Source organism: Paraburkholderia sp. C35 (assembly GCF_003121405.1).
Classification (GTDB): domain Bacteria; phylum Pseudomonadota; class Gammaproteobacteria; order Burkholderiales; family Burkholderiaceae; genus Paraburkholderia.
The window spans coordinates 1-24,002 of sequence record NZ_QBUY01000057.1 but is presented as its reverse complement, the minus strand read 5'-3'; the positions used below and the strand labels follow the sequence as shown (position 1 = coordinate 24,002).

General features: G+C 62.0%; 18 protein-coding genes and 1 pseudogene. 10 read left to right on the top strand and 9 right to left on the bottom strand.

The genetic code is table 11. From position 1 onward, the window contains the following. The first annotated feature begins 1 nt into the window (after position 1). Positions 2–1,288 carry a cytochrome c peroxidase gene (locus tag DK391_RS27275; RefSeq protein ID WP_109481122.1) on the top strand — a complete coding sequence of 429 codons (1,287 nt, stop codon included), beginning with the start codon at positions 2–4 and terminating at the stop codon, positions 1,286–1,288. Positions 1,289–1,341: 53 nt separating this feature from the next. Here the strand turns inward: DK391_RS27275 and DK391_RS27270 are convergent. Then, positions 1,342–1,724 (bottom strand): annotated as a pseudogene (locus DK391_RS27270) (tautomerase family protein). Positions 1,725–1,907: 183 nt separating this feature from the next. Here DK391_RS27270 and DK391_RS27265 point away from each other — a divergent pair. From DK391_RS27265 to DK391_RS27240, 6 genes are all read left to right on the top strand, one after another. Next, positions 1,908–2,375: a MaoC family dehydratase gene (locus DK391_RS27265; RefSeq protein WP_109481121.1), complete on the top strand. Its 468-nt coding sequence runs from the start codon at positions 1,908–1,910 to the stop codon at positions 2,373–2,375. 54 nt (positions 2,376–2,429) lie between these two features. Further along, the gene (locus DK391_RS27260) at positions 2,430–3,005 is read left to right on the top strand and encodes a TetR/AcrR family transcriptional regulator (protein WP_109481120.1); all 576 of its coding nucleotides are present in this window, start codon (positions 2,430–2,432) and stop codon (positions 3,003–3,005) included. A 328-nt stretch (positions 3,006–3,333) separates the two neighbouring features. Continuing rightward, positions 3,334–6,192 carry a DUF2339 domain-containing protein gene (locus DK391_RS27255; protein WP_109481119.1) on the top strand — a complete coding sequence of 953 codons (2,859 nt, stop codon included), beginning with the start codon at positions 3,334–3,336 and terminating at the stop codon, positions 6,190–6,192. Continuing rightward, a complete protein-coding gene (locus DK391_RS27250) occupies positions 6,189–7,523 on the top strand; it encodes a DUF3999 domain-containing protein (RefSeq protein WP_109481118.1) in 1,335 nt (444 codons plus the stop codon). Before DK391_RS27255 ends, DK391_RS27250 begins: the two co-directional genes overlap by 4 nt. Positions 7,524–8,177: 654 nt before the next feature. Then, complete coding sequence (locus DK391_RS27245) at positions 8,178–9,530, top strand: sigma 54-interacting transcriptional regulator (RefSeq protein WP_109481117.1); 1,353 nt, start codon at positions 8,178–8,180, stop codon at positions 9,528–9,530. A 236-nt stretch (positions 9,531–9,766) separates the two neighbouring features. After that, positions 9,767–10,951, top strand: a complete 1,185-nt coding sequence (locus tag DK391_RS27240; protein WP_109481116.1) for a metallophosphoesterase — start codon at positions 9,767–9,769, stop codon at positions 10,949–10,951. Positions 10,952–10,988: 37 nt separating this feature from the next. Here DK391_RS27240 and DK391_RS27235 read toward each other — a convergent pair whose 3' ends face one another. The 5 genes from DK391_RS27235 to betI all read right to left on the bottom strand — a co-directional run bounded on the left by DK391_RS27235 (position 10,989) and on the right by betI (position 16,883). Beyond that, positions 10,989–11,192, bottom strand: coding sequence for a hypothetical protein (locus DK391_RS27235; RefSeq protein ID WP_109481115.1), 204 nt, complete (start codon positions 11,190–11,192; stop codon positions 10,989–10,991). Between the two features lie 251 nt (positions 11,193–11,443). Next, on the bottom strand, positions 11,444–12,886 hold the full coding sequence (locus DK391_RS27230; protein ID WP_109481114.1) for an MFS transporter: 1,443 nt from the start codon (positions 12,884–12,886) through the stop codon (positions 11,444–11,446). A 164-nt stretch (positions 12,887–13,050) separates the two neighbouring features. Continuing rightward, positions 13,051–14,769 carry a choline dehydrogenase gene (gene betA, locus DK391_RS27225; protein ID WP_109481113.1) on the bottom strand — a complete coding sequence of 573 codons (1,719 nt, stop codon included), beginning with the start codon at positions 14,767–14,769 and terminating at the stop codon, positions 13,051–13,053. 11 nt (positions 14,770–14,780) lie between these two features. Beyond that, positions 14,781–16,250, bottom strand: a complete 1,470-nt coding sequence (betB, locus tag DK391_RS27220) for a betaine-aldehyde dehydrogenase (RefSeq protein WP_109481112.1) — start codon at positions 16,248–16,250, stop codon at positions 14,781–14,783. 42 nt (positions 16,251–16,292) lie between these two features. Beyond that, positions 16,293–16,883 carry a transcriptional regulator BetI gene (betI, locus tag DK391_RS27215; RefSeq protein ID WP_109481111.1) on the bottom strand — a complete coding sequence of 197 codons (591 nt, stop codon included), beginning with the start codon at positions 16,881–16,883 and terminating at the stop codon, positions 16,293–16,295. A gap of 196 nt (positions 16,884–17,079) precedes the next feature. On the opposite strand from betI, the gene fdhA reads away from it, so the two are divergent. Beyond that, positions 17,080–18,279: a formaldehyde dehydrogenase, glutathione-independent gene (fdhA, locus tag DK391_RS27210; protein ID WP_109481110.1), complete on the top strand. Its 1,200-nt coding sequence runs from the start codon at positions 17,080–17,082 to the stop codon at positions 18,277–18,279. Between the two features lie 189 nt (positions 18,280–18,468). On the opposite strand, the gene DK391_RS27205 is transcribed toward fdhA, so the two are convergent. Further along, positions 18,469–18,996, bottom strand: coding sequence for a hypothetical protein (locus tag DK391_RS27205; RefSeq protein ID WP_109481109.1), 528 nt, complete (start codon positions 18,994–18,996; stop codon positions 18,469–18,471). 160 nt (positions 18,997–19,156) lie between these two features. Beyond that, positions 19,157–20,497 carry a PLP-dependent aminotransferase family protein gene (locus DK391_RS27200; RefSeq protein ID WP_109481108.1) on the bottom strand — a complete coding sequence of 447 codons (1,341 nt, stop codon included), beginning with the start codon at positions 20,495–20,497 and terminating at the stop codon, positions 19,157–19,159. Positions 20,498–20,602: 105 nt separating this feature from the next. Between DK391_RS27200 and DK391_RS27195 the strand changes: the two genes are divergently transcribed. Together DK391_RS27195 and DK391_RS44430 are read left to right on the top strand one after the other, a co-directional pair. Then, positions 20,603–21,091, top strand: coding sequence for a PaaI family thioesterase (locus tag DK391_RS27195; protein WP_109481145.1), 489 nt, complete (start codon positions 20,603–20,605; stop codon positions 21,089–21,091). 148 nt (positions 21,092–21,239) lie between these two features. Next, on the top strand, positions 21,240–21,380 hold the full coding sequence (locus DK391_RS44430; RefSeq protein ID WP_162600915.1) for a hypothetical protein: 141 nt from the start codon (positions 21,240–21,242) through the stop codon (positions 21,378–21,380). A gap of 25 nt (positions 21,381–21,405) precedes the next feature. On the opposite strand, the gene DK391_RS27190 is transcribed toward DK391_RS44430, so the two are convergent. Then, positions 21,406–23,985 carry an adenosylcobalamin-dependent ribonucleoside-diphosphate reductase gene (locus DK391_RS27190; RefSeq protein ID WP_109481107.1) on the bottom strand — a complete coding sequence of 860 codons (2,580 nt, stop codon included), beginning with the start codon at positions 23,983–23,985 and terminating at the stop codon, positions 21,406–21,408. Positions 23,986–24,002: the final 17 nt, after the last annotated feature.

The window sequence follows — 24,002 nt, the reverse complement described above, 5'->3', positions numbered from 1 at the left end:
GATGTCCTTTTTCAACGCTCGACGCGCGGTGTTCACCGCGCTGGCTGCGGCCGCCGGATTCAGTGTGACGCCGGCGGCGTTAGCCGACACGACGACATCCACTTACAGCGACGCGGCCGCGCTCGGCAAGCTGATCTTCTTCGACCGGTCGCTGTCGGCCTCCGGCAAGATGTCGTGCGCGACCTGCCATAGCCCATCGCATGCGTATGGGCCGCCCAACGGACTCGCAGCACAACTCGGTGGCGCCGATATGAAAACGCAGGGCACGCGCGCCGTGCCGAGTTTGCGTTACGTGCTGAACAGGACGCCGATCTGGTCGCATCCACAGGCCGCGAGTCTGTCCGAACGTCTGACCGAAACCGACAACGCGCCGATGGGCGGATTCGGCTGGGATGGTCGCTTCAATTCCCTGCACGATCAGGCGACGTTCCCGCTGTTCAATCCGAACGAGATGGCCAACCGCGATCCTGCCGACGTGCTCGCGAAACTGCAACGCACGCCCTACGCTGCACGTTTCAGGCAGGTGTTCGGCGACACCATCTTTGTCGACCCACGGAAGGCTTTTGCGCAGGCGATGTATGCCGTCGAACGCTATCAGCTGGAAGATCCCGCATTTCATCCGTACAACAGCAAGTTCGACTACTACCTCGACGGCAAGGTCAAGCTGACGGCGCAGGAGATGCGCGGCAAGCAGCTATTCGACGATCCGGCACGCGGCAACTGCGCGTCTTGCCATATTGACCAGCCTGGCGTGAACGGAGCACATCCTCTCTTTACGGATTACACCTTCGAAGCGCTCGGCGTGCCGCGCAATCGCGAACTGAAAGCGAATGCCGATCCGCGCTACTACGATATGGGCTTATGCGGTCCATTGCGCACGGATCAGTCTGCGGAAAAGGCAAACTGCGGTCTCTTCAAGACACCGTCCTTGCGCAATACCGCCACGCGCCGCGTGTTCTTCCACAACGGGCGTTTCCACACGCTAAAGGATGCGCTGCGGTTTTATGTGCAGCGCGACACCGACCCGGCGAAGTGGTACTCGAAAGGCGCGCACCATAAGGTCGTCAAGTTCGACGATCTGCCTGTCGACTATCGCGTCAATGTCGACACGATCGATGAACCACTGACGCGCAAGCAGGGTGAGCAGCCTGCATGGAGCGAGCAGGAAATCGACGACGTAGCGGCTTTTCTTGCAACGCTGAATGACGACTATCCTGATCCCACGCGAGTCGCCTATGCGAAAGGGAAGGGGCTAGTCAAGACTGCATGGCATGCGGGCGGACGCTGAGACCTGTCGCCCTTTGAAGTGCGCCGCGAGAGCGGCGCATACCGAACGCGGGCTTATTGCGCGTACTGTGCCTCACCGTTACCGAACGACCAGTTCTCTTTCGGCACCTCGACGAGGCTGATGAACAGATCCTCGCGTCGCAACCCGACGCGAGCATGCAATCCTTCGCTGAGTGCCTTGTAGAAGGCTTTTTTGAGTGTGATGTCCCGGCCCGCATTCAACGTGAGTTGCACGATGATGCACTGAGGCGACCGCTGGATGCCGAGATAATTCGGATCGGCGAGAAGTTACCTGGCTTGTGCTCGTTGATCAGCATAAAGCGATCGTCGATGGGTACGTTCATCGTCGTGGTCATCGCTTTGTAGACTTCATCGGCGACGGCGCTGCGATAGTCGGCGGACTGGCCTTCGGCGAGATCAATGCGTACGAGTGGCATGATGATTTCCTCGAACTGGATATCGAAGCTGGCGCTTCGCCAGCGGGCTTAACCGTACTCAGTACTTCATTCCGTAGCTTCGCTCCACTTGCCAAAAATAAATGTTGAGCGTAATTTATTCTACGTTCGCACCGGCGCGCCTGGCAAGGTCTAAAACTGATCGAAGCGTTGAAAGGAGGAGACATGAGCGAGAGCAGTCGCAGCCAGTCAGAAGCTGTTTATCTGGAAGATCTCACGGTCGGAATGGTTTTCACGAGTTCGGAATACCCGCTCGACGCGGGGCAGATACGCGAATTCGCGCAACGATTCGATCCGCAGCCATTTCATCTGAGCGAAGAGGCAGCCAAAGACACGTTCTTTGCCGGACTGGCGGCAAGCGGCTGGCATACGGCTGCCATTACGATGAGACTGCTTGTGGAGAGCCTGCCGCTGGCGGGCGGCGTGATAGGCGCGGGCAGCGAAGTCACGTGGCCGCGCGCGACGCGTCCTGACGACGTGCTGCACGTTGTGAGCACGATCATGGAAATCACGCCGTCCCGTTCCAGATCGGATCGCGGCATGGTCACAGTGCAAAGCGATACGGTAAACCAGCATGGCGATCTATGTCAGCGGTCGGTTGCCCGTCTTCTCACCTTCAGGCGCAGCGTCTGACCCAGCCGCAAATGGCGGGAAGGTTCTTTACCGTTATCGTCGCAGGAGTATTTCGTGGGACGTTCGAATCGCGAGCAGGCTGACATGAACCGGCAGCGGATCGTCGATCAGGCCGATGCTGCCGTGCGCGGCGGTGGTGTCGCAGCCGTGAGCATTTCCGACATCATGGCGCGGGCGGGCATGACGCAGGGTGGCTTCTACAATCACTTCGAATCGAAAGATGCGTTGATCGCGGAAGCGTGCTCGTCCGGATTTGCGCGTTCCGTGCGCAACTGGAAAGCCAGGGCGCAATCGAAGCGACAACCGGTAGTGGGCGCGCTGAAGCGGCGCGTCGCGTACTACCTCGCGAAGAAGCCGGTCGAGCAGAGTTGCCTGATAGTCGCGCTCGGACAGGACGCGGCCCGACATCACGCAAGCCCTGCGTTACACGACGCGTTCCGCGAGGGCGTAGAGCAACTGTTCGCGACGTTCAGGCAGGTTGCCCTTGCGGACCCATCTTCGACACTGTCCGAAGATGAGATGACGGCGGCCTTTGCCGCCATCGTCGGCGCCAACATGCTCGCACGCGCAACGGGTGACGGGCGCTGGTCCGCAGGGGTTGAAACGTACTTCGCAGCGCGGTCGCGTTAGCGGGCGGCGTAATCGTAATCCGTGCGGGCGTAGTTGAGGAAGTACCCGGTGAAGACCGTCAGCCATTCGGGTATCTACTATAGTGCGAGCGGCGAATGCGTTCGTTCGCGCACACTCATGGCATGCAAGCCCACATAACGTCCGTGATTAGAAGGTTTCCTAAACACGTTTGCAGCCGGGTTGAGCATACACTCATAGCGGCCGTCGACGGGCAATTCGCGCCGGCGCTGCATAGCCATACGCCGGAGTCGCTCACGCGAATCCAGAACGAATAAAACGAAGCGAACAATGATGTCTCGTTGATCGGACGATCACGATGGCGAGGGGCATGACTGTGAGGACATGGATTCTTGTTGCTGCGGGTTTTGTGTTCGGCGGTATCTTCGGATTGATGTTCGATGTCTCGGTCAGCAATGGTGCGCTGCTCGGCGCATTTGCCGGCTTTCTGATCGGACGATTGATGCCGCGAGATACCCCCGCGAAAACGCCGCCGCATGCTGCGCAATCGCCTTCGGGTGCCTTGGGCACACCTGTCACACTGGCCGAACGTGTCGAGCGTCTGGAAGCGGAAGTCCAGACGCTGAGGTCGGAACTCGCGCGCGGGATCGGACAGACGGCGGCAGGTGTTTCGCCGACGCCGGCCGTGCCACCTCCGCATTCCGAAACGGTGACGCCAACTGAACCCGCAGCGCCGCCCGTACCGCCCGTCATCGCGATTCCGGCCGGGATGCCGCCCGAATTGATCCTCGACGAGGATTTGGCGCCGGCGCAACTGCACGATGTGCGCGCAGTGCCGACACCTGCCGTCTCACGTGAGCCGGGCATGGCAAGCCGCGCGTGGCAAGCGGCACGCAACTGGCTGCTGGGTGGCAATACGGTGGTGCGGGTCGGGATGATCGTGCTGTTTTTCGGCGTCGCGTTTCTGCTCAAATATGCCGCCGACAACAGCATGATGCCCATCGAGTTCCGCCTCGCCGGTGTGGCGTTGGGCGCGACAGGGCTGATCGCACTCGGCTGGCGTATCGGCCAGCGGCGTGGCGTCTATGGTCTCGTGCTGCAGGGTGGCGGTATCGGCGTGCTGTACCTGACCGTGTTCGCTGCCACGCGGCTTTATCACCTGCTGCCCGTGGGCGCTGCGTTTCCTCTGATGGTGATCACCTGCCTGCTGAGCGCTTTTCTCGCGGTGCGGCAGAATGCATCGCCACTCGCGTTCATGGGCAGTGCTGGCGGCTTTCTCGCGCCCGTGCTGCTCGCGACAGGCGGCGGCAGCCATGTCGTGCTGTTCAGCTACTACGCGTTACTCAACGCAGGCATTTTCGCCATCGCATGGTTCAAGGCATGGCGGCCGCTCAATCTGCTCGGTTTCGTGTTCACCTTCACGATCGGCACGGTATGGGGCGTGACGGCCTATCGTCCGGAACTGTTGCAAAGCACTGAGCCGTTTCTCGTGCTGTTCTTCCTGATGTATGTCGGTATTGCTCTGCTGTATGCCGTGCATCGCGAACTTGAATTGAAGCATTACGTGGACGGGACGCTCGTGTTCGGCACGCCGATCGTCGCTATCGGGCTGCAGGCCGCACTCATGCGCGACATTCCGTTCGGCCTTGCATGGAGCGCGGTGGCACTGTCCGGCTTTTATCTCGCGATCGCAGCGTGGCTCGCGCGCCGCCGCGACCGTTTGCGTCTGATGTTCGAAGCGATGCTCGCGCTCGCCGTGATCTTCGCGACGCTTGCCGTGCCGCTTGCGTTCAGCGGGCCGACCACCAGCGCGGCATGGGCGATCGAAGGCGCCGCGCTCGTATGGATGAGCGTTCGCCAGCGCCGTCTCGTGCCGTTTGCATTCGGTGTGCTGATGCAGGGCGCGGCGGCCGTCGCGTTCAGCGTCGGCGTGGTCGTGCATCCCGTGCGCGATGCGCTTCCCGTGCTCAATAGCATCTACATCGCGACCTTGCTGATCGCGCTGGCCGGGCTGTTCTCCGGCTGGTGGCTGCATGGCCGGAACGAGGCGCGTGAGTGGCATGCATGGATGCCGGAAGCCGGTCTTGCCGCCTCGGCATGGGGACTGGCGTGGTGGATCGGTGGTGGCGTCAACGAGATCCATGCTTATGCGGTGCAGCATGTGAGCGAGCCGATATCGCGTTTCACCGACAATGCGCTGGTGCTGTTCGCCGTAGCGACGGCATGGCTCGCGCATGCTGCGGGCCGCAAGCTCGCCTGGCGCCTCGCCGATCACGCAGCGCTTGCACTGGCACCCGCGCTGTCGTTGCTTGCGCTTGCGATGTTCGGGCTGTTGGCGGCACCGTCGACAGGTCTCGGCATCGTCGCGTGGCCCGTGGCTGCTGTAGGCGGCTATCTGCTGCTGTGGCGTCAGCAGCGCGACATCGACGAGCGATGGCTTGCGCCGCTGCATACGCTGAGCTTCTGGAATCTGTGCGGCCTCGCCGCGCTCGAAGGCTACTGGCGCCTGCGCGGCTACGTGCCCGAAGGCGCGTGGAGCTGGAGCGCATGGGCATACGGTTTCGGGCTGATCCTGCTTGCGCTGTCCGGCGTTGGCATGCGCGTGCGCTGGCCCGTCGCGCGGTTTGCGCGTGCATATCTGGTGTGGGGCGCGACGCCGCTTGTTGCGCTGCTGTGGGCATGGAGCATCGTGAGCGTGCAGAGCGACGGCGACGCGTCGCCGTTGTTCTGGCTGCCCATCCTGAATCCGCTCGATGTCGCGCAATTGCTGATCGTCGTCGCTGTTTTCATCTGGTGGCAGCGGCTGCGAGAACTCGGCTTGCCCGTGGCGGATTTCCCCGTGATGTTGCAGGTTGCCGTGGGCGCGACGGCATTTATCTGGCTCAACGCCATGCTGCTGCGCACGCTGCACCACTGGACAGGCGTTGCCTATACGTTCGACGACATGGCGCATTCGACGCTCGTGCAGGCATCGGTATCAGTGTTCTGGACACTCTGCGCGCTGGCGCTGATGATCTGGGCAACGCGGCGCGTCAAGCGGCCTTACTGGTTCGTTGGTGCTGCGCTGCTGGCTGTGACGGTGGTCAAGCTGTTCGTGTTCGATCTGTCGCATCTGCAGGGTATCGAACGTATTGTTTCGTTCATTGGCATTGGTGTGATGTTGCTGCTGATCGGCTATTTCTCGCCGTTGCCACCGAAGGAGCAGGCTCTGATGGAAGGCAGCCGATGAAGCGTCTTTTCGCGGGTTTCGCATTGAGCGCGCTGTCGTTCGGTGCTTTCAGCGCCGATCACTTCGCGCAGCGTTTTGCACTCGATCTGAACGGTAACGCTGCGTACTACGCGGCCAGCGTGCCACAGGCCGTGTATGCGGCCAGTCTGCGCCGCGATCTCGGCGACGTGCGCGTCTACAACGGCGCAGGCGAGCCGGTTCCTTATTCGCTGGATATGCCAAAGGCAGTTGCGCCACCGCCGCCGCAACGGCGCGCGGTGCAGTGGTTCGCGCTGCCCGTTGCGGATACAGGGACGCACGACGTTCCGCTCGGTGTGTCGATTGCTTCAGACGGGTCATTGCGCGCAACAACGGGAGCGCCCGCGCGGGCAGAACGCAGTGGCGATCTCGTGGATATGGGCCGCATCGACGGATACGCTGACGCGCTGCTGGTTCATCTTGACAACGCCGCCTACCAGGGGCGCGTGCGCGTCGAGGCGAGCGACGATCTGCGTGTCTGGCGGCCTGTGACGGCGACGCAGTTGCTAAAGGTGAGTCACGACGGCAATACGATTTCGCAGGAGCGCATCGAGCGCGACGGACTGCGCGAACGTTATGTGCGGCTCGACTGGCTGGACAATGCGCCGCAGATCGCATCGGCTGACGTCGAGATACGTGCCACTGATCCACGCGCGACGGAACGCGCCAATGCCGCGCGGCAATGGCGCGATGCGATCCATGTGCGCGCGGGCCGCGTGGCAGGGGAGTATCTGTTCGAGACAGACGGCGCCTATCCAGTCGATCGTTTGCGATTCGAATTGCCGCAACCCAATACCGTGGCGCGCGCAACGATATTTTCGCGCGCTAATGCGCAGGCGCCGTGGCGGGTTGTCGATGAGGGCACGCTATTTCGATTGCGCGGGTCTTCGGGCGAGCAGATCAATACGCCGTTCGACTTGCCGGTCGATACGGATCATGAGTGGCGGATTGCCGTCGATATGCGTAACGGTGGGTGGGGAGATGGTCAGCCTGGTATTGCTGTGGGCTGGCGACCGGCTGTGCTGACGTTTGTCGCCCGCGGGACGCCGCCGTTCGTGCTTGCTGTCGGGAATGCTTCGTTGCGGTCTGCTGGCTTGAGCCGCAGCGAGTTGATTGTCGGTGATGATGTTGTAGTTGGCGCTGCAACGGTTGGTGGCGGCTTGCCTGTCTCAGCAGAGGATGCATTTGCCGCGCGGGCCGACAGCGATGCTGGTACGTCGCGAAAGTATGTTTTGTGGGGATCGCTCGTTCTGGCGGTAGGGGCGCTTGCCGGGCTCGCCTGGCGAGTGGCCAAAGGCGTGTCCACTAGTTAAGGCGCGCGTGTGATCAATACCGGAACCTGACTCTTTCAAATATTCCCGCTATACCTTTCTTGCTGTTTGCTTCCCGTTCATCATGTCTGTGTAGCAAGTTTGACTGGGTTTTGCGGGGCAATAGCGTGCGGCGTCGATTCCATCAGCATCGCTTAAGCATGGCGAGTTATCATGCACGCCCACGACTCACGCCATACGGTAAGCCCTTCCATGCAGCAGGGTTGCGAATCGGAATTACCGCCTCATTGCGTTCAACTACCACTGCATGCAGTACTTTCCTCGTTATATAGTCGGCTAATGGGGAACATCTTCTGCCTCAAATGGCCACGATTTACCGATGTGTTGTGTTAGCCACAGTCATCCACATCGAATGTAAAGGAACGTTACTCGCGTAACGTCAGGCCAGGCTTTTACTTGCGGTATGCCATGCTTCCATCGTGATGCACAGCGCGGCTCGCGCGATCACGTGCATCGTCAGGCGTGTGAACACTCCAATGCGCAATCGCGTGTAGACGTTTTCAAACGGTAACAACCCTTCATATTGATGCGAGCGCGATTCCGCTACTTTTCGGAATACCGATCGCGGACGTTTCACGGGGGCGTGAAGCAGTCGGTCCTTGTTCGATTATTCGAGGCGGGTCAACCGATCACATCATGAACCTCAACCTGAAACGGCTCTATCACGTGTGCAATCCTGAGCGCGCGTGTCTGGATGGCAATCTTCCCTCATTGCAATGGCGCGTGCGGTGCATCGATATTCGTGAGCGGCAAGGCGCAGCGCTATTGTCCAACGATCGCGCGGCAGGTCTGATTGAGTTTCCGTCGTTGAGCATTCCCGCCGATCTGAACGAAGTCGATCAGCTGACGCGCGCGAGTCCTGCGATCAGCTGGGTGGCTGTTGTCACGGCTGCGCATCTGGATGATCCCGAGATCGGTCGCATCGTGCGCACGCGCTGCGTGAGCTTTATCCGGTTGCCTGCTGCTGCCGAGATGGTCGCGCAAGCACTCGATCGTGCGTATGCGGCGTCGGCGGAAGAACCGGGCGAGCACCGGAGTGCAAACGCAGGCGCGCTCGCGATGATCGGCGCATGTCCGGCAATGGGCGAGGTGCGCGCGGCGATACGCCACGCAGCGGAACATGAACGTCCCGTGACCTTCGTGGGTGAGTCGGGCAGCGGCAAGACGCAGGCGGCGTCATCCGTCCATCTTGCATCGGCGCGCCGCGAAGGCCCGTTCGTATCGATCGATTGCGCGGCGTACGCGCCCGAGCGTGTGGAAGCAGCACTATTTGGCGAATCTGGCGACGAGGAGACCAAAGTCGAAGACGGTAACGTGAGCATTCAGCGCCCACGCCTCGACATGGCGGAAGGCGGCTCGCTCTATATCGATGGCATCTGCGAATTGCCGCTGGGCACCCAGCGGCGTCTGGCGGAGATGCTCGATAACGGAGCGCGCAATGTGCGCATCATCTGCTCGACACATATCGACTTGCAACGCGCAGCAGACGAGCATCGTCTGCATGCGCGCCTTTTTGCCTGGCTTGCGCCCGATTGCATTGCGATTCCCGCACTGCGCGAGCGCGGCCCCGACATTCGTCTGCTGGCCGCGCATCTGCTGAAAAGTTTTCGATCCGACTCGCGTCACGACGTGCAAGGTTTTTCCGTCTGCGCATGGGAAGCCTTCGACGCGCACACCTGGCCCGGCAACGTGACGGAGATGATCAATCGTATCCGGCATGCCATCGTCGCCGGCAACGGACCGTTGATCACGGCGCTCGATCTCGGCTTCGATCCTGTCGCGAGCATCCCGCTGATGAGCGCGTCCGACGAAACCGGCGACATTCCTGAATGGCAGGCTGTCGAGCTTGCCGTTGCGCGCAATCACGGGCGGCTCGACGCGGCCGCCATTGAACTGCATATCTCCAGGGTATTGCTCGCCCGGATGCTGGCATCCGACGCAAGAAGGCCGTGCGCGGCGCCAGGCACGCTACGGATGGATTCCGCGTAGGCGCGAAAAAAGACGACCGTTAGCAAGTAGCAATACCTGAAAAGCAATGCGCTTCACGAACAGTTACACAATCCTTTTTTGTGTAGCACCTTGTCACATTTCTGCGCGCTATGCTTGCCGTCATTGATGCGGCGCGCTTTTCAGCCGACTCCGCCCTTATTTTTCACTGATTTATTTGCAATTATTTTGCGGATTATTTTTTTCCGTCCAATGCCGTTTTTTGTATCGCCCCAACTATGAAAGAGCCTTATCGCGCTGTTCACCGCTATCCGCGTAATGACTCGGGACGTGATTTCGTCGTGGGCGACCTGCACGGTTGCTTTGCGCAATTGCGTGCGGAACTGGAAGCGCGCCATTTCGATCCGCAGCGCGACCGGCTATTCGCCGTCGGCGATCTCGTCGATCGCGGCCCGCAATCGGACTCCGTGCTGGACGCCGTCGAGCAATACGGCATTAAATCAGTGAAGGGTAATCACGAAGATGTCATCGTGCGCTGGCACGCGGGCGAAGAGCAGGCTATGTCGCTGCTGGGCAATGGCGGCGACTGGCTGCTCGACAGAGCCGACGACCGGCAATGGGTGAGCGATATCGTCAGGTACATGGCGTCGCTGCCGTATCTGATCGAGATCGAAACGGAGCATGGTCTGGTTGGCATCGTGCACGCGGATTCGCCCGTGTCCGACTGGAACCGGCTGGTTACCGATATCGAACGCGAGCGGCCGGACGGCAAGACGCGCCGCAAGGCCATCTGGGCACGCACGCGCTGGAAGACCTATCAGCCGCATCCCGCGCCGTCGCGCAACACGTTGCGCAGCCTGCTCGACAAGGCGCGCCACAGTGTGGGCGCGCAAACGCATGCAGTCGGGCGGATCGAGAACATCACGGCGGTGATCGTCGGGCATACGCCGGTGTCCGTGGTCACGGCGAAGGACAACGTGATCAACATCGATACGGGTGCCGTCTATGGCGGAAAGCTCACGCTGATGGATCTCGCGGATCTGGCGAAATGGATCGATCTGTCGCCGCGTGTCGACACGGCAGCGGAACCCGCGTGGCGCGAACCGGCAATGGCAGCCAGCGCGTTGCATGACGATGTGCCGCTGATGACCGATACACTGGTGACCGACAGTCTGGCGGACGCGGAAATGCCCGCTGCGACGCACGGTGTCGCGCATGCCGACGCACCTGTCAGCGAAAGCGACGTGGCATTGGCAGAGTTGCCTGCTGCCGTAGACAATCCCGTCGTCACGAAAGAAGAGGCGAGTGAAAACCCGCGTCTTGCCACCGAATCGAAACCCAGGCCGGAGCCGTTGTCGTCGTTTGCGTCGAACGGCATGCACATCACGGTGCGCATGAGTCTGTACAACATCGTGAGCGACCGGCAGCCCGTCGCGGAGAGCGTAGGCACGCGCCGGCGATAATTGCAGGCGGCACGCGCTGACATTCAGGTATTCAGGTTCAGCCGGCCGTTTCCCTTCCCAGCCGTTTAAGCAGTGCGCGCCCACGTGCGCTGATCTGCAGGGCTGCCATGCCGCCACGTAACTCCTGTACTTCGACGAGTTCGTAACGGCGCAATGCGAGTACATCAGGGTCGAGCGATTCGATACGGCGTTCACTGCCATTCAACAGCATGAGCGTCGCCAGTTCGTGAGGGCTCAACATCGGCACACCTCCGTGGACAAGTGAGCGAGCAGTCCGGACATGCTAAACGGACGGCACGACAGTTTGACTACGGGAGTGTTTCACCACGTTACGCGGTTACAGGTTTGACAGTGGTGAAAGGCGCCTGCGCACGCGGTGCGCGCGCGGCAAGCGTGGATCGGAGCGGATCAGTCCAGCGCATTGCCAGTAACAGGCTTACGCCTGGGTAAGCCCGTTACAGGTTCTGGAAAGCACGCGCTGCGTGTGACGTGTCAGCGTGCGTCGTCGGCGGCCACGCGCCATGCGGGCGCTTCGTCGTCGACCTGTGACACCAGCGTTTCGAGCGACAGACCTTTCGTTTCGATGCCCATCACCCACACGGCCAGTGCGGCGACGCCGAACGACAGCGCGCCGAGCGTGAACACGCCGCCTTGTCCGAAGATGGGCAGCACCACGCCGACGGCATACGGGCCGATCAGCGAGCCGACGCGGCCAATCGCGGAGGCAAAGCCGGACCCGGTGGCGCGTGCGCCCGTGCCGTACAGTTCCGGCGTGTAGGTATAGAGCACGGCCCACATGCCGAACAGGAAGAACTGCATCGCGAGGCCCGTGCAGATCAGGAGCGTCACACTGTCCGCGTGCAAGGCAGTCTGACCGTACGTGTACGCCATCACACCGCCGCCGACCAGCGAGGCGATGCAGGTCGGCTTGCGTCCCCAGCGCTCGACGAGCCACGCCGCGCACAGAAAGCCGGGGATGCCGCCAAGCGAGATCAGCACGGTGTAGAGCACCGATTTCGTCACGGCGAAGCCGGCCTGTTGCATCAGGGCGCCGAGCCACGATGTCAGACCATAGAAACCGAGCAGCGCGAAGAACCACAACGCCCACACCATGAACGTGCGTTGCCGGTAAGCCGTGCTCCAGATCTCGCGGAACGCGCTGTGCTTCGACGGCGCGGCCTGATCGATGAGCAGCGACGGAGCGGGCAGCGAACCCAGACCTTTCGATTTCATCACCTTCGCTTCGATCTGGTCGAGCACGGCATCGGCTTGTGCCAGATGTCCGCGATGTTCGAGCCAGCGCGGCGATTCGGGCACGATGCGGCGTACGATCAGCACGAACACAGCGGGAATCGCGAGCAGCGCGAACACCGTGCGCCAGCCGAAATGCGGCAGCACGACAAACGACACGACGCCCGCCGCGATGAAGCCGAGCGGCCAGAAGCCGTCCATCAACGCGACGAGACGGCCGCGCGACGACGTCGGCACGAATTCGGACAACAGCGTTTGCGCGATGGGGAACTCCATGCCCATGCCGATGCCGAGCAGCACGCGATACACGATCAGCGCATCGACGCTTTGCGCCGTCGAGCACAGGTACGACGCGACGCCCCACAACACCATGCTCCACTGAAACACGGGGCGACGTCCGAAGCGGTCCGCGAACAGACCCGCGACGGCTGCGCCGAGCACCATGCCGAAGAAACTCGCGCTCGCGACGAGTCCCGTGGTTGCGCTCGATAAACCGAACTCCGTCTTGATCGAACCGAGCACGAAGGTCATCGTGCCGAGATCGACGGAATCGAAGAAGAACGCAATCGCGATGATGATGAAAATGGTGCGGTGATACCCGGAAAACGGCAGGCGTTCGAGACGCGCGGCGGCGCTGGGCCGTTTGGCGGATGAAGAAGCAGACGGCGTAGCAGTGGTCGGCATGGCATCCTCGAATGGATGTTGGAAGAGACCGGTTGTGTCCGCGAAGCGTCGAGTGCTTCGCAGCCCGGCTCGTTCCAGTAGACGCCGCCATTAATCCATCACATAGAACAGATTCGGCATTGGGATGGAACGTGTGCGCCATTCATGATGGCGCACACTGCCGCTCAATGCGTGTGAGCGGTCATGCTCTGCGAAGGTGCGCGCGCAACTTCCTTCGTGCCGCGTGCCGGTGCGCCGTTCGCCACATAGTAGGGCGCAGTAGAACGCGCGAGCGGCGCGCGCCCGCGAATGCGGTCGGCGATTTTCTCCGCCAGCATGATGGTCGGCGCGTTCAGATTGCCTGTGGTGATGCGCGGCATGATCGATGCGTCGACTACGCGCAGTCCTTCGAGACCATGCACGCGGCCTTCGACATCGACGACGGCCATATCGTCGTAGCCCATCGCACACGAGCACGACGGATGGTAGGCCGTTTCCGCACGTGCACGCACGAAGGCGTCGATCTGTGCGTCGCTTTGCAGTTCGGCGCCGGGGCTCAGCTCGCGCCCACGGAAGTGGTCGAGTGCCGGTTGCGCAATGATCTCGCGCGTAATGCGGATCGCGTCGCGGAACTCGCGCCAGTCGAGTGCTTCGGACATGTAGTTGAAGAGAATCGACGGATGCTCGCGCGGGTCGCGCGAACGCAGCTTCACGCGGCCACGGCTCGGCGAACGCATCGAGCCGACGTGCGCCTGAAAGCCGTGCATCCTGATCGCGTTGGTGCCGTTGTAATTGATCGCGACGGGCAGGAAGTGATACTGGATGTTTGGCCACGGATCGTCGTCGCGTGTGCGGATAAAGCCGCCCGCTTCGAAATGATTGCTCGCGCCGATGCCCGTGCCCTTCAGCATCCATTCGATGCCGATGGCGGGCTGATTGCGCAGCAGCAGTGCAGGGTAGAGCGACACGGGTTCCTTGCACTCGTACTGCATGTACATCTCGAGATGATCCTGCAGGTTCTGGCCGACACCCGGCAGATCGAGCACGACGGGAATGTCGAGTTCGCGCAGCCATGCGCCAGGCCCGACACCCGAGCGCTGCAGGATCTGCGGCGAGGCAATCGCGCCGCTGCATAGCAGCACTTCGCGGCGCGCATGCACGGTGATGCGCGCGTCGCCGTCCAGATACACGACACCTTGCGCGCGTTTGCCACTAAACAGAATGCGGTCGGTGGTCGCGTGCGTGACGATCGTGAGATTGGGGCGCGGCTTCGCCTGATCCAGATAGCCGCGCGCCGTGCTCGCGCGACGTCCGTTCGCCGTCACGGTGCGGTCCATCGGCCCGAAGCCTTCCTGCTGATAGCCGTTGAGGTCATCGGTGCGCGGATAGCCTGCCTGCACGCCTGCTTCGACCATCGCTTCGAAGAGGGGATTCACACCGGGCTTGCTGGTCGTCACATGCACCGGGCCGTCGCCGCCGTGATAATCGTTCGCGCCGATGTCGCGCGTCTCGGCCTTGCGGAAATAGGGCAGACAATCCAGATAAGCCCAGTTTTCAAGGCCTTTTCGTTCGGCCCAACCGTCGTAGTCGAGCGCGTTGCCACGGATATAGCACATGCCGTTGATCAGCGACGAACCGCCAAGACCTTTGCCGCGCCCGCATTCCATGCGACGGTTGTTCATGAACGGTTCCGGGTCCGTTTCATAGGCCCAGTTATAGCGGCGCCCTTGCAGCGGATAGGCGAGGGCGGCAGGCATCTGCGTGCGGAAATCGAAACGGTAGTCGGGACCGCCCGCTTCGAGCAGCAGCACGGTCGCGTCACGGTCTTCCGTCAGGCGCGTGGCGAGCACATTGCCTGCCGATCCCGCACCGATGATGATGTAGTCGTACTCTTTCGCTGCCATGCTGCGCTCCCTCAAAACACGGGCTGATATTGGCCCAGTTCGACCTGGATGGATTTGATGCGCGTGTAGTGTTCGAGTGTCGTGATGCCGTTCTCGCGGCCCACGCCCGACTGTTTGTAGCCGCCCACGGGCATTTCTGCGGGCGATTCGCCCCACGTGTTGATCCAGCAGATACCGGCTTCGAGCCGGTGAATCACGCGATGCGCGCGCGACAGGTTCTCTGTGACGACACCAGCGGCGAGGCCGTAAATCGTGTCGTTGGCGCGTGCGATGACTTCGTCTTCGTCGTTGAAACTCAGGATGCTCATCACCGGGCCGAAGATTTCTTCGCGCACGATCTTCATGTCGTCGCGGCAATCGGCGAACACGGTGGGCAGCACGTATTGGCCGCGCGCGTAGTCGCCGTCAGTCATGCGCGCACCGCCATGCGCCAGACGCGCGCCTTGCTGCTTGCCGCTTTCGATGTAGCCCAGCACCTTATCCAGTTGCGCGGCGCTGGCGAGCGGGCCGAAATTGGTTGACGGGTCGGAAGGTTTGCCGATACGGATGCGTTTCACGCGCTCGATCACGCGCGCTTCGAAGGCCTGCAGCACCGATTGATGCACGAATACGCGCGTGCCGTTCGTGCACACCTGGCCTGCACTGAAGAAGTTGGCGGTGACGGCGATATCGGCGGCGCGATCGAGATCGGCATCATCGAACACGATCAGAGGCGACTTGCCGCCGAGTTCCATCGTCACTTCTTTCAGCGACGATCCGCCCGCCATCGACATCACTTTCTTGCCCGTTTCCACGCCGCCCGTGAAGGAGATCTTCGCGATGCCGGGATGCGCACTCAACATTGCGCCGACGCGGCCATCGCCTTGCACGACGTTGAACACACCAGGCGGCACGCCTGCCTCAAGATAGATCTCCGCGAGTTTCGACGCGGACAGCGGCGTGACTTCGCTGGGCTTGAAGATCATCGCGTTGCCCGCGGCAAGCGCGGGTGCCGACTTCCAGCACGCAATCTGGATCGGATAGTTCCACGCGCCGATGCCCGCCGTGACGCCCAGCGGCTCGCGACGCGTGTAGACGAACGATTCGGCGCGCAGGGGTATCTGCTGACCTTCGATGGCAGTCGCGAGGCCTGCGTAGTACTCGATCACATCTGCGCCCGTCACGATATCGACGGCGCGCGTTTCGGCAATCGGTTTACCCGTATCGCGCATTTCGAGTTCGGCGAGTTCGTCGTTGCGCTCGCGCAGCAGTTCGACCGCGCGCCGCAGGATACGCGAACGCTGCATGGCCGTGAGCGCGGCCCATGCGCGCTGGCCTTCGCGCGCGGACTGCACGGCGCGTTCGATATCGGCTTCGCCCGCTTGCTGCACGGTGGCGAGCCGTTCGCCCGTGGCGGGATCGAAGGTATCGAAGCTCACGCCGCTGGTGGCGTCGACATATTCGCCACCGATGTAAAGACGTTGCAGGCCGTATGCGGGCATCACGGTTTCTCCTTGAAATGCAGATGGTGTTGACGCAGCGTGCTACGCGCGGCCTTGCGCGAGCAGCAGGTCGATGTAGTCGTTGGCGAGGCGCAAGGCCGCTTTGGTGTCGAACGGATCGCCGGATAGCGCACCGCGCAGCCACAGGCCGTCGATCATCGCGGCAAGGCCGCTCGCGGCACGCCGCGCCTGGGCGCGCGGCAGTTCTTTCGCGAACTCGGCGCACAGATTCGAATAGAGCCGCCGCGTGTTGACGCGTTGCAGACGGCGCAGCGCAGGCTCGTGCATGCTCTCGGACCAGAACGCGAGCCAGGTCTTCATGACGGGACCGCTGACCTGCGACACATCGAAATTCGCCGCGACGATCGCACGCAAACGCGTACGCGGCTGCGGCTTCGCTGCGATGCGGCGGCGCGTCGTGGCCGCCCACAGATCGCGCAGGATATGGCGCATGGTGGCTTCGAGCAGACCGTCTTTATCGCCGAAATAGTGGCTGACGATGCCGGTGGAAATGTTCGCCCGCTGCGCCACCGACGCCAGCGTCGTGCCCGACAGACCGGCCTGGTCGATGGTGAGCAGCGTGGCGTCGATGAGTTGCGCGCGACGCACTTCGCGCATTCCGACTTTGGGCATGTTGGCTCGCAATGCTGCCGAAAGCCGTCACTCTATTCTTTTTTTATTGAACGATCAATCAACAAAAACGGGCGAAACGGGCTGTGTCGGTTTGGGGAAAACACGTGTCGGGTTTTGAACATTGGCCCACGGGGCAAAGGGACTAACCTCGAATCAGCGCCTTTTTGCGCATTCAGACCAACATGGAGACGAGACGATGAGCAGCAATCGCGGGGTCGAGTATCTGGGACAAGGCAAGGTCGAAGTGCGGCCAATCGATTACCCGAAGATGGTCGATCCGCGTGGGCGCGCGATCGGTCATGGCGTGGTGCTGAAGGTCGTGTCGACCAATATCTGCGGCTCGGACCAGCATATGGTGCGTGGCCGCACGACGGCTGAAGTCGGCCTTGTTTTAGGGCACGAAATCACGGGTGAAGTGATCGAAGTGGGCCGCGATGTCGAGACGCTCAAGATAGGCGATCTGGTCTCGGTGCCGTTCAACGTCGCGTGTGGGCGCTGCCAGACCTGCAAGGAGCAGCATACGGGCGTGTGCCTGAATGTGAATCCGTCGCGCGCAGGCGGTGCGTATGGCTACGTCGATATGGGCGGCTGGATCGGCGGCCAGGCCGAATACGTGATGGTGCCGTACGCGGACTTCAACCTGCTGGCTTTCCCCGACCGCGACCGCGCGATGGAAAAGATCCGCGATCTCACGTGCCTGTCCGACATCTTGCCGACGGGCTATCACGGTGCGGTGATGGCGGGCGTGAAGCCGGGTTCGACGGTGTATATCGCGGGCGCGGGGCCTGTCGGCATGGCGGCTGCCGCATCGGCGCGGCTGCTGGGCGCGGCGTGCACGATCGTCGGTGACATGAATGAAGAGCGTCTCGCGCATGCACGTGCGGTCGGTTTCGAAACCGTCAATCTGTCGAAAGACGCGACGCTCGGCGAGCAGATCGCGCAGATTCTCGGCAAGCCCGAAGTGGACTGCGCAGTGGATTGCGTGGGCTTTGAAGCGCACGGGCACGGCAGCAGCGGCTCGCGCGAAGAAGCACCCGCTACGGTGCTCAATTCGTTGATGGACATCACGAAGGTCGCAGGCGCGATCGGCATTCCCGGTCTGTATGTGACGGACGATCCGGGCGCTGCCGATGCAGCGGCGCGCAAGGGTAGTCTGTCGATCCGCTTCGGTCTCGGCTGGGCCAAGTCGCATTCATTCCACACGGGCCAGACGCCCGTGATGAAGTACAACCGCAATCTGATGCAGGCAATTTTGTGGGACCGTCTGCCGATCGCGGATATCGTCAACGTCACGGTAATTTCGCTGGATAACGCGCCGGAAGGTTATCGCCAGTTCGATGGCGGCGCGCCGCGCAAATTCGTGCTCGATCCGCATGGATTGCTGAAGGCTGCGTGATGCGGGCTGGGCGGCCCGTATCGGGCTGGCTCGCAATGGGCAGGTAGCAGGTCGAAGTCTCCTTGTCTGCTTCCACGTCACGTCGATCAGGGTCCGTGCTTCGGCGCTTGCCCTGATCCTGTGACGCGTGCTGGACGATGCTGTGTTTCCTTTAGCGAGGAACGCAGCATTTTTTGCTGGTTGATGCGACTAGAAATCGTGTCGAATCGAAAACGTCGCGCCGCGCTCGTGTGCGTGATTCATGTTGTATAGCGGATTGGCCCTGAAACTCCAGTCGTCATCGCTGGCGGCAGTGGGCGGCAGGCCTTGCGGATCGGATGGAAGCCCGAAGCCATACAAGGGCAGGGTTGGCGACTGACTGGACTGCACGCCATCGAGTGGCGCGAGATAGGGATTACCCGGTGCATTGCCCACGCGGAATTTACGCTTGCCGTGCGCAATATTCTCGTTCTCCGAAGGGTTGAAAGCGGCATTGCTGATTGCGCCAGGATCTTTCACGACAAAGCGGTGTACACGCCTTTGTGGCGCGTATGTCGATGGCGTACCAATGGGGTAGGAATAGAAAAGAATAAAAGGGGAATTCTTTTCTGAAGTGACGTGCAGGTGATCGTTAGCAAACGATGCGGTGCTTGCCAGAAGCAATATCGCACCGGCAATCCACATAAGCGGCTTGCGGCGCGTCAAAAGCGTTATCCAGTCGACGATCGATCCAGTCACCCTGCCAGTCACCCTGATTTATCAAAGCCCTATTGATTAAGGCATTAATTCGCCATTTTAGTTCTTCTGCTGTTTGATACAACGCAGTGCAAACGCGTAGTGAGGGCGCGCAAGCCGTGTTCCCGCCCTGTCCGGGGGCCTGATTGCGTGATGTACCGCGTCAGATGGGATAGCGCTCGATCGTTTCCCGCACCTGCAGCAGCACGGATCTGAGTTGCGCGACCGGCACCGAACTCAGTCCAAGGCGTAACGCATGCGGGACGTGCCGGGTCGCCGCATAGGCTTCGGCTTTCGATACCGCAATGCCTCGCTGCGCCAGCGCGGTCGCGATCGCATCCATGCGCAGGTCATCAGGCAACGGCAACCAGAGAAACATCGAGCCGGGATGCGCAACCAGTTGCATGCCTTCGAAGGCTTCGCGCGCGATGGCCTGGCGGGCGCGCGCCTCGCGTCGCAGCAGCGTTTCCTGCCGCGCCACGGCGCCGCATTCGATCCAGCGCGTTGCCATCGCCGTCATCACGCCGGGCAGGCTCCAGTAGCTCGCACGAATTGCGGCCTTGATCTTTCCCGCGTACTGCTCGGGTACGACCACGTAGCCGAAGCGCAATCCGCTTGCGAGGCTCTTGGAGAGACTGGACACATGAATGGTGCGCTCGGGCGCGAGGGCGGCCAGTGCGGGCGGTGCTTTCGGGGCCAGGTATGCATAGGCCGCGTCTTCGATCAGCAGGCAATCGTGGCGCCGCGCGATTTCGACGAGTTGCCGGCGTTGACTCAACGTCAGCACCCAGCCGAGCGGATTGTGCAGCGTCGGCATCGTGTAGATCGCGCGGATCCGCTGGCGGCGGCACAGCGCGTCGAGCGCCTGCAGGTCCGGGCCGTCGTCGAGACAGGCCACCGGGCGCAACGTCAGCCGCTGGATGTCGGCCAGCATCCTGAAGCCGGGATAGGTCAACGCATCGACGGCAACGTCGTCGTGTGGTTCCAGCAACGCGCGCGTGGCGATGTCGAGTCCCTGTTGCGCACCGTTGACGAGGAACACGCGCTCGGCCTCGGCCTTCACCCCGCGCTGTTTCGCGAGATACGCAGCAACGATGCGCCGTTCATGCATCCGGCCGCCGGGCGGCTGCTGATGCATCAACGCGGCAAGATCGCCGGATGCCGCGAGTTCGCGGAGCATCGCACGCAGCATGCCCGCCTGACCCGGCAAGGTGGGATGGTTGAAGGACAGATCGATGGCGCTGGCGCTGAGTCTCGCCTCGTCGCCACTGTCCCACTCGCGTTGCTGCGGGCGGTCGCGCACGAAGGTGCCGCGTCCCGTTTCGCCGATCACCAGTCCCATCGACTTGAGCCGCGCGTAGACCTTGCTCGCGGAAGCGATCGCCACACCGTGACGCGCGGCAAGCTGCCGATGCGTCGGCAGTGCCGCGCCCGGCGCCAGCTTGCCGCTGCGGATTTCAGCAGCCAGCGTTTCGGTCAGCGCGGCTACGGGGGAGAGGATCATCGACTGTACCTAGGACAATTGTTTGATCGTCCTAGTGTACGGGACTACGCTGCCGTCACCGAAACAATGCGTCGTTCGGGCGTCCGAACGGCGAAGGGAATCGACATGCGTGACAACTCGCCGCGCCACTTGCCTGTGCTGGATTATCTGCAACGTCAACTCGAAGGACGGCTGACCGCCGACGACGCTACCCATATGCGCTATCCGACTGCGATTTCCAGCCTGCTGGGATTTCGCCTCGTTGAAATCGGCGCTGCATCGGCGGTTCTGGAGTTCGATGCCGATGCCGGCGTGCACGGCAACCAGCAAGGCACCGTACACGGCGGCATGCTGTGCGAACTCGCAGACGCCGCCATCGGCACGGCCCATTCGACGCTGACGGAACCGGGCGAAACATTCACCAGCATCGATCTACGGGCGACCTTTCTGCGGCCCGTGTGGCAGGCCCGGCTGCGCGCGCATGGCTGGTCGGTGCATCGCGGACGCACGCTCAGCCACTACCAGTGCGATATCCGGCGCGAAGACGGCAAGCTCGTCGCGAGCGTTGCCAGCACGGTGATGACGTTGCGCGGCGAACCGGCCGAAGGGCGGTGAGACTGAAGGGCGGGCAAGGCAGCGCCTGACAGGGCGCTTGCGGCAGGTTGATAGAAACAGTGCCAGTACACGCAATTAATTTTGCAACGCAGCATAAAAAGTGTACTATAGGGTTAATACCTAGGTGACAACCCTAAAGGAGTTTGCAATGAGCTACGCAGCCACCACGTCGACCACTATCAAGCCCAGCTTCTTCGCTCGCGTGCGCGCATTCTTCGCTGACGCATGGCGCGTGCATCTGGAAGTGTGCGAAATCGTCGCCGAATCGCATCGCCGTCCGTTCCGCTAAGCACATCCCTCGCTTCACGGACTGATCATCCGCACGCACCGATGTCACCACACGCGGTGCAAAAATCGCATCCATCCTTCCGGATGACGGCGTTAGCGCCGCAATTGCCGCACTTGCGGCCATGCATCGTGCGCAGTTCCTGAGCGCCGCGTTGTTCCTCCCCGATATCGTCGACTGCAGACAGCGCTTGATCTGCGGTGGACGCATTGGGATTGGCCTGACCACGCGGCAGGCTGGCGAGCAGCCGCGACGGCACCTGATTGCCTTCCGCGTCGAGGAAGCCGCGCCGATGCAGGATCTGCTGCAATGCATACGCGAGCGCAGCGACTTCCGAGTCGTGCCAGCGCGGCGAGCGATGTCCGTCTGTCCGCTGCACTTCGCCGAGCCGCACCTGTCCCCGATCCCACGACACCTTGCGCAGATCCTGAAGATTGCGCGCGACGAATCCGCCGCGCGCTGCGAGCGATAGCGAGCGCATCGTCGCCGTAATCCATTGCTGCGACTCGTCGCGCTGACCTGCGGGAATGAAGAACTCGATAGGCCGCTCGATGGTCACTTCTTCTCCACCCACACGCCCCGTCACCTCGATAAACGATACCGCCAGATACAGCGATTTCTTGCCCGCTGCCGTCAGGTACTCGACCTTCTCGATGATCGCGGGCAATTCGCCTTTGGGCCGGTGATCGATGGCAATGCGCAGCGGATCGATGCCCGTTTCCGCGAGCGCATCGTCGGCTGTGGCGGCAGGTTCGGGCGTGACGCTCAGCACCGCGCCGAGCGTTTCGTTCGGCCGATAGGTCGCGAGCCCTTTGAGGCCGCCTTTCCACGCATCGAAATAGAGGCTTTCAAAGGCCTCGAATGGATAATCGGCGGGCACGTTGACCGTCTTCGAGATCGACGTGTCGACGTACGGCTGCACCGCGGCCATCATGTCGAGATGATCGCGGGCCGACATTTCCAGCGCGCTGACGAAGTAATCGGGCAAATGCGTGACATCGCCGCCGAGCTCTCGATACAGGCGATACGCATGATCTTCGACGGCAAACTGTTCGCGGCTGCCGTCAGCCATCACTTTCATGCGCGTATAGGTCCACGAGAAGGCCGGTTCGATGCCGTTCGACGCGTTGTCGGCGAAGGCGAGGCTGACCGTGCCTGTCGGCGCAATCGAGAGCAGATGGCTGTTGCGGATGCCGTGTTTGCGAATGGAGTCCTTGATGTCGTCGGGCAGACGCGACGCGAAGGTGCCGTCTTCGAGGTAGTGCTTCGCGTTGAAGAGCGTGAACGCGCCGCGCTCGCGGGCGAGTTCGACGGATGCGCGATACGCTTCGTCGCGCATCAGGCGCGCGATGCGCACGGCGAAATCGCGGCCTTCCTGCGAGTTGTAGCGCAACCCCATCATGACGAGCGTGTCGCCGAGGCCCGTGAAGCCGACGCCGATGCGGCGCTTCGCGCGCGATTCGTCGTACTGCTGCGACAGCGGCCAGAGCGTGACGTCGAGCACGTCGTCGAGAAAGCGGACGTGGGTACGGGTGCGCTGCGCGAGCGCGTCCCAATCGAACGATGGCGTGCCGCCATGCCGTTGCGCAAACGGATCGATCACGAAGCGCGTGAGGTTCAGCGGGCCGAGATTACAGCAGCCGTAGGGCGGCAGCGGCTGCTCGCCGCACGGGTTAGTCGCGCGGATCGTTTCGACGGCGCGCAGATTGTTGTCGTCGTTCATGCGCGAGATGAACACGACGCCGGGTTCGGCAATATCGTAGGTCGAGCGCATGATGCGATCGAAGATGTCTTTTGCGCGCCGTTCGCTGTAGACCCACATGCCGTCTTCGCGCTGGTGGATGTCATTGGCTGCGCGCAGGGCGGGTGTCGGCTCGGCGCGATGCACGAGTTGCCACATGTCATCGTTTTCGACCGCGCGCATGAATTCATCGCTGACGGCAACGGACACGTTGAAATTGTTCCAGCGGCCTTTCGAGTGTTTGGCTTCGATGAACTCGAGCAGATCGGGGTGCGTGCAATCGAGCACGGCCATCTGCGCGCCGCGCCGCGAGCCGGCGCTTTCGACCGTGCGGCATGAGGCATCGAACACGTCGATATAGCTGCAGGGTCCGGACGCTGACGAACTGGTGGTTTTGACGCGTGCGCCGCGGGGCCGGATGGCGGAGAAGTTGTAGCCGACGCCGCCGCCGCGACGCATGGTTTCGGCGGCTTGCAGCAATGCCACATAGATACCGGGCAGGCCTTGATCGTCGGTGTCCTGGATGCTGTCGCCGACGGGCTGCACGAAGCAGTTGATGAGCGTGGCGGCGATGCCTGCGCCGGCGGCGCTCATGATGCGGCCGGCGCCGAGTGCGCCGTTTTGCAGGTTCTCGACGAAGCGGGCTTCGATTGCGGGGCGTAACGCTTCTGGCTCTGCCATGGCGACGCCTTTGGCTACGCGGCGATAGACGTCGTCGGCGGTTGTTTCGTTGCCTTTGGCGTATTTTTCCTGCAGGACGTCGAGGGAGAATTGTTGCGGTGCGATTGCGGTTTTGCCTGCTGGCGGGTTTGCTGCCGGGTTTGCTGCCGCGCGGTGCTGCGGGAGGTCGTTGTCCGTGTCTGCCATGAGGGTCTCGGTGGCGG

Bases quoted from the DNA above. Each gene is read 5' to 3' on its own strand.
- DK391_RS27275 (WP_109481122.1), top strand. From the start codon at position 2: ATGTCCTTTTTCAACGCTCGACGCGCGGTGTTCACCGCGCTGGCTGCG.
- DK391_RS27265 (WP_109481121.1), top strand. From the start codon at position 1,908: ATGAGCGAGAGCAGTCGCAGCCAGTCAGAAGCTGTTTATCTGGAAGAT.
- DK391_RS27255 (WP_109481119.1), top strand. From the start codon at position 3,334: ATGACTGTGAGGACATGGATTCTTGTTGCTGCGGGTTTTGTGTTCGGC.
- DK391_RS27250 (WP_109481118.1), top strand. From the start codon at position 6,189: ATGAAGCGTCTTTTCGCGGGTTTCGCATTGAGCGCGCTGTCGTTCGGT.
- DK391_RS27245 (WP_109481117.1), top strand. From the start codon at position 8,178: ATGAACCTCAACCTGAAACGGCTCTATCACGTGTGCAATCCTGAGCGC.
- DK391_RS27240 (WP_109481116.1), top strand. From the start codon at position 9,767: ATGAAAGAGCCTTATCGCGCTGTTCACCGCTATCCGCGTAATGACTCG.
- DK391_RS27235 (WP_109481115.1), bottom strand. From the start codon at position 11,192: ATGTTGAGCCCTCACGAACTGGCGACGCTCATGCTGTTGAATGGCAGT.
- DK391_RS27230 (WP_109481114.1), bottom strand. From the start codon at position 12,886: ATGCCGACCACTGCTACGCCGTCTGCTTCTTCATCCGCCAAACGGCCC.
- betA (WP_109481113.1), bottom strand. From the start codon at position 14,769: ATGGCAGCGAAAGAGTACGACTACATCATCATCGGTGCGGGATCGGCA.
- betB (WP_109481112.1), bottom strand. From the start codon at position 16,250: ATGCCCGCATACGGCCTGCAACGTCTTTACATCGGTGGCGAATATGTC.
- betI (WP_109481111.1), bottom strand. From the start codon at position 16,883: ATGCCCAAAGTCGGAATGCGCGAAGTGCGTCGCGCGCAACTCATCGAC.
- fdhA (WP_109481110.1), top strand. From the start codon at position 17,080: ATGAGCAGCAATCGCGGGGTCGAGTATCTGGGACAAGGCAAGGTCGAA.
- DK391_RS27200 (WP_109481108.1), bottom strand. From the start codon at position 20,497: ATGATCCTCTCCCCCGTAGCCGCGCTGACCGAAACGCTGGCTGCTGAA.
- DK391_RS27195 (WP_109481145.1), top strand. From the start codon at position 20,603: ATGCGTGACAACTCGCCGCGCCACTTGCCTGTGCTGGATTATCTGCAA.
- DK391_RS44430 (WP_162600915.1), top strand. From the start codon at position 21,240: ATGAGCTACGCAGCCACCACGTCGACCACTATCAAGCCCAGCTTCTTC.
- DK391_RS27190 (WP_109481107.1), bottom strand. From the start codon at position 23,985: ATGGCAGACACGGACAACGACCTCCCGCAGCACCGCGCGGCAGCAAAC.